The sequence below is a fragment of the Agrobacterium sp. D14 genome (assembly GCF_001526505.1).
GTDB lineage: Bacteria > Pseudomonadota > Alphaproteobacteria > Rhizobiales > Rhizobiaceae > Agrobacterium > Agrobacterium leguminum.
This window is the reverse complement of record NZ_ASXX01000041.1, coordinates 1-5,234: the sequence shown is the minus strand read 5'-3', so window position 1 is coordinate 5,234 and position 5,234 is coordinate 1. Positions and strand designations below refer to the sequence as shown.

3 protein-coding genes are annotated in these 5,234 nt (G+C 48.7%); 2 read left to right on the top strand and 1 reads right to left on the bottom strand.

The genetic code is table 11. From position 1 onward, the window contains the following. Window positions 1–425: 425 nt before the first annotated feature. Window positions 426–2,189, top strand: coding sequence for an ABC transporter ATP-binding protein (locus L901_RS19440; RefSeq protein ID WP_059759658.1), 1,764 nt, complete (start codon window positions 426–428; stop codon window positions 2,187–2,189). Window positions 2,190–2,332: 143 nt separating this feature from the next. Next, window positions 2,333–3,601, top strand: coding sequence for a glycosyltransferase family 1 protein (locus L901_RS19435; RefSeq protein WP_059759656.1), 1,269 nt, complete (start codon window positions 2,333–2,335; stop codon window positions 3,599–3,601). 248 nt (window positions 3,602–3,849) lie between these two features. Here the strand turns inward: L901_RS19435 and L901_RS19430 are convergent, their stop codons facing one another. Continuing rightward, window positions 3,850–4,809 (bottom strand): polysaccharide pyruvyl transferase family protein, encoded by a 960-nt coding sequence (locus L901_RS19430; protein ID WP_059759654.1) that lies wholly within the window; start codon window positions 4,807–4,809, stop codon window positions 3,850–3,852. Window positions 4,810–5,234 lie beyond the last annotated feature (425 nt).

The window sequence follows — 5,234 nt, the reverse complement described above, 5'->3', positions numbered from 1 at the left end:
GCGCCATATATGAGGCAGAGGCTGTGCTGAACGAAATTGAATCGCCAATCTAGAGAAAATGACTGGAAGCGGATGATCTTATTTTGGGTTTACAGTGTCTTATGTCTGTTGTTCGGCTTCGTGCATGCTCGATAACCGGCTTGCATGAGGAGCCTCAATGCGAGCAGGTACAGGCGCTCCGCGCGATGTGTCGATGGTTGACACTCTTCATTGCTGGTACTATTTCCATCGCGAGAAAGAGGCGTTGACGCACATTATTGCGCTTTCGAAATTTTTCGATGAGGCGATATTGGGTCGCGACACAAGGTGCTGCATCGACTGTTATAGTCGAAATCAATCGTGAATGGTTTCGCTGCTGCGTAAGATGATGAAGTTGTCGTCAACTTATCAAGTCGGGTAGTTTCGGTTTAAATAAGGAAATCTCCGTGATCATATCTTTTCTCTCGCCGAACGACAATAAACTGTTGCATCGGCTTTTCAGGGAAAATTTTAAGAAACATGCCCGATGGTACATTGTTTCAATCGCTGCCATGCTTGTTGTCGCTCTTACGACGTCGCTTAGCGCGTGGGTCATGCGCGATATTGTTAATAGCGTATATCTGAAACGCGGTTTCGACGTTGTTCTGGAAATCGCATTCGCTGTAGCCGCGATTTTCATTATTAAAGGCTTGGCGACGTTTGTACAAAGTTATTATCTCAGCAAGGCTGGCAATAGCATTGTCTCCGAGCAGCAGCGCAAGATTTACGATCGACTTTTGAAGCAAGGGGTGTCCTTTTTTCAGAATATGCCGTCGTCAGAGTTGCTTGTCCGCGTAACCTATAACGCGCAAGCTGCTCGAAACGTAATCGACACAATTGTTACATCTTTCGTACGCGATCTTTTTTCTCTTCTTGGTTTGATTATCGTGATGTTTGCCCAGAATTTTCTTCTGAGCGCGATATCGATGATCGTTGGGCCGGCGGCTATCTTTGGCGTGCGCATGGTCCTGAAGCGTGTTCGCAAGATCATGGAAGCTGAATTGGCTTCGATCGGCGAGATTATTAACGTCGTTCAGGAGACGAGCGTAGGCGTTCGCGTCATCAAGGCGTTTTCTCTTGAGAAGCTGATGCTCAAGCGCATGAACAAGGCCGTCTCGGATGTAGAGCAACGGTCAAACGGCATCGCAAAGCTTGAAGCTGCGACAAGCCCGATAATGGAGACGCTGTCCGGTATTGCGATTGCCATTGTGATTGCAGTCTCAGGCTATACCGTGCTTGAAAAGGGAGGGTCGCCTGGTGACTTGATGTCTTTCATCACAGCCCTTCTATTGGCCTATGAGCCCGCGAAACGCCTTGCCCGCATGCGTGTTACGATCGAAGGTGGGATGATCGGCGTTCGCATGATGTTTGAAGTTTTGGATGCTCCGCTCACGCTGACCGAGAAGAAAGACCCTGTGGCTCTTCCCAAAACAAGCGGCGATGTCGAGCTGAAGAATGTAAGTTTTGAATATATTTCAGGCCAGCCTGTATTGAACGACGTTGACGTTGTCTTCGAGGGAGGCAAGATGACTGCGTTGGTCGGCCCTTCCGGCAGTGGCAAATCTACCATCATTAATCTTATCATGCGTCTTTACGATCCGCAGACCGGCGCCATCGTCGTCAACGGAGTGGATTTGCGCGACGTTTCTTTCGCGAGCCTGCGTGAACATATGTCCTATGTCGGGCAGGAGACTTTCCTGTTCTCAGGAACAATTCGACACAATATTTCCGTCGGCCGTGATGATGCGAGTGAAGAAGAGATTATCGCCGCTGCCAAGGCCGCAAATGCTCATGATTTTATCATGAGCATGCCCGGAGGATATGACACGGTTCTCGGCGAGAACGGTTCCGGATTGTCCGGCGGCCAGAGGCAGCGTGTGGCCATAGCGCGTGCGATGCTCCGTGATGCTGACATCCTGATACTTGATGAGGCGACGAGCGCGCTGGATTCGGAATCTGAGGCTCTGGTGCGCGACGCGCTTGAGCGCCTGACCCAAAACAAGACGTCCATCGTCATTGCTCACAGACTGTCCACAATCAATCGTGCGGACAAGATCGTCGTCATGGACAAGGGTCAGGTTGTCGAACAGGGTAGTCGGCGTGAACTGCTTGCCAATGAGGGACTCTATAAACGCCTCCACAGCATCCAGTTTGAAACCGATGTCGCCTAGCCATTAGACAGCAAAGCCAACTGGAAAAGTGTGCGAGAGTCTGCTCTTGTGATTTTTCCGGTTGGTTTGCCGCATTCGGGGTGCATGGTAGCCGGCTGATTTTGAGAATGTCGTTGGTTTGCGAGAATTGTGAGTAACGCAGTATGGCTGATGTGTTTTTTGATCTTTCAGAGTTGTTTTTGAACTCGAAGATTAAATTCAAATATTATGGAATTGCGCGAACCGTTATGGAGGTTGCGTACGAATTAAGTCTCATTGATAAAAATATTCGCTATGTGATCTATTCTCCTCTTCATCGCCGGTTTTTCGAGGTGTTTCCTCGTGTTGGAGAGCAATCGTCCACGGGCGTGCTCGATCCAAATGTTCCCGATTCCGCAACGCCTTTGCGCTTACGTCAGAATAATTACAACAAGAACAATTTCCTGAAAGGCTGGGCTTACAAGCTTGCGCACAAGTGGGCTGATTTCATTAATGCCAAACGATGGGCGACCATTGGAGCAGGAGCGGTAAAAGAGGTCGATCTTCAGGGGCAGATATTGGTTGCTCTCGGCCGACCCAAGATCATCTCCGATTATCTTTTAGCGCTTCAAAATGAGGGAGTTCAGCTGAAATTTGTGCCGCTTCTTCATGATATGATTCCCTTGCACAATTTCAGCCACCGCAACCAGTTTTCATTTCCGAAGAATTTTCTTCATGACAACTGCGTTGTGATGAGTGCTGCTTCACTCATACTGACGAACTCTGAATTCACGGCGTCGGAAGTTCGGCACTTTTCGCAAAAGGGCACCTTGCCACCGGCTGAAAAAGTTATCGCAGTTCCGCTCTGCCATGAACTGCGCTCAACCTCCGAGCCTGTCGAGAAGACTACATCTCTGTCCCGCTATCTATTGTGTGTCGGTGCGTATAACGGACGGAAGAATCTTGAATGCGTGGTGGAGGCCATGCTGAATCTGCATGAAAGCGGATTGAATGGCCCGGACTTGATTCTGGCCGGCGCGCGTCGCAAACGCGTGGAAAAATTTATAAAAGACGAACGCTTTGCCCCGTTGCAGGGAAAAATCCATTTTATCTTCGATCCAAATCAAGCGGAGCTGGAACGTCTTTATCGAAACGCTTTTGCACTAGTTTTGCCCAGCAGAATGGAAGGTTGGGGATTGCCGGTCAGTGAAGCGCTTTGGTGTGGTGTTCCGGCAATGGCGGCTGATGTACCTGCATTGCGTGAAGCGGGCGGTGACCTGGGCTTGTATTTCGATCCGGATCGGCCCACCGAATTGGCCGAGATCATCAAGGACCTATGGACGGACCCTGAAAAATACCACGCTTTGACCGCGAAGATCGCTCTGCAGAAACCTAATATGCGGAAATGGCGTGATGTCGCAATTGAAATACTTCAGGCGACCCGTACCGTATGAGATGTTCGAATGTTTTTAGTGGGTGAAGAATAGCGCCACACCAACGGGTGTGTCGGAAGCTGTTTTGAGATAGTTATTTTCGCTAACGTCGACAAACTCCCTCTTCGCTCGCGTTACGCTCGTCGAGCCAATGCGATGCCTAGCAAAGAGGAAGATCCGCTGAGGGGATGCCGAAATGCGCCGGCCGGAAGGGCCTTCTTACTTCAGATTGGGGAAAGAAGGCCTCTGCAAATCCTGGGTCAATCTAGCTACAAGGCGGGTAAATCTGGCCAGATGGTTTTGGCAAGTCGAGCTCCTGCCGTTCTGGGGTCTTCCTTCATATGATAAATAGGTGTCTCGAGGTCTCTGGCGATGCCCAAGGCTTTTTCATCGTTTACACCGGCCGTTACTGTGGTGATGCCCAAAGCGTCAGCTATCAGAATGCCGTGGGTTCGATTTGAAATGAAGATGTCATTGGCACGGTAGGCGTCAATCAAGCTGTCCAGCGATGTACCCCCATCGACAATATCGATGTTGCCTCCAAACTTGCTGAATAGATACTCAGCAATCATCGCCTCATTCGAGGCTGGGTGCGATAGATGTCGACACTGGACAACATAGTTTAAAGTCAGTGCTTCCGGAGCAAAATGATTTATGGTTGCAAGAAACTCATAGTACCACTCTAGGCTGCATTCCCCAAAATTGTGGAAGTTAAATCCTATTCTACGGATATCCGATGCGGGAGCGTTTCTGCTGTATTTGTCCAAAATGAAGGTTGCGAGCTTATCTTTTTCGATGCCTGGCGTAATTCCAAGCTCACGACAGAGTTTTTGGGACTGAGAGTCTCTAACGGTTAATAGATCTAGCTGTCTCGTAAATTCGATGAATTTCTCGGAATTCTTGAGAGCAACATCGCTGTCCACATGAACACATCTCGCCTCTATAGATCCAGACGTCATTTTTATGCGAGTTGCAATTTTTATCAGACAGTCGAGTTGCTCTACCGACCATATGAAGCTGCCGCCACATATTATGACTTTGAAGTTGGCATAGTCCTGTTCCACTGCCTGTTGGAAAGAAACAAACTCCGCTCCATCAAGGAAAGGCATTGGAGAAAAACCAATCTGCATAACAGGTTGATAAATCTTCGAAAAAGCCAATGCTAAATAATCATCCCCTCGGTTTCCAACTCCGAACGCCCCTACAAACGCAATTTTTTGATTTTCCATATTCTATTTTAGTCCATGTTATTTTTCATCCTATATCGAGCGAAAAAATGAGGGGTACCACCTCTTAAATATCCCCCCTGATTAATTACCGTTCTGCCGTTCGACGCGGGAGAAATTTGGTTGTGTCAGAAGTCTGAATATCTCCTGGATTTTAAGCCTCTTGTCTCACAGAACCGAGTAAGGAGGCTTTGATATAGGGGCCGATTAGTTTGCGACCCGGTGTGGTTGCAGTGGGGGCTTGGCTGCGAAGATCTCCCCATCGTCAGTTTAGTGCGTTGTCAACTTCCAATGCGGGCCCATTGTGGACAGGTTGTTCTAGCATTTGAAGCGCGGCTTCTTGTTCTATAAAGAGGAGCGAATTGAGATTTCCGAAAGGTATAGTAATGACAGCAATGGTTCGAAAGATCACGCCGGTTCTTCTGGCT

Excerpts from the sequence above, each read along its gene's own strand:
- L901_RS19430 (WP_059759654.1), bottom strand. The coding sequence starts at position 4,809 with ATGGAAAATCAAAAAATTGCGTTTGTAGGGGCGTTCGGAGTTGGAAAC.
- L901_RS19435 (WP_059759656.1), top strand. The coding sequence starts at position 2,333 with ATGGCTGATGTGTTTTTTGATCTTTCAGAGTTGTTTTTGAACTCGAAG.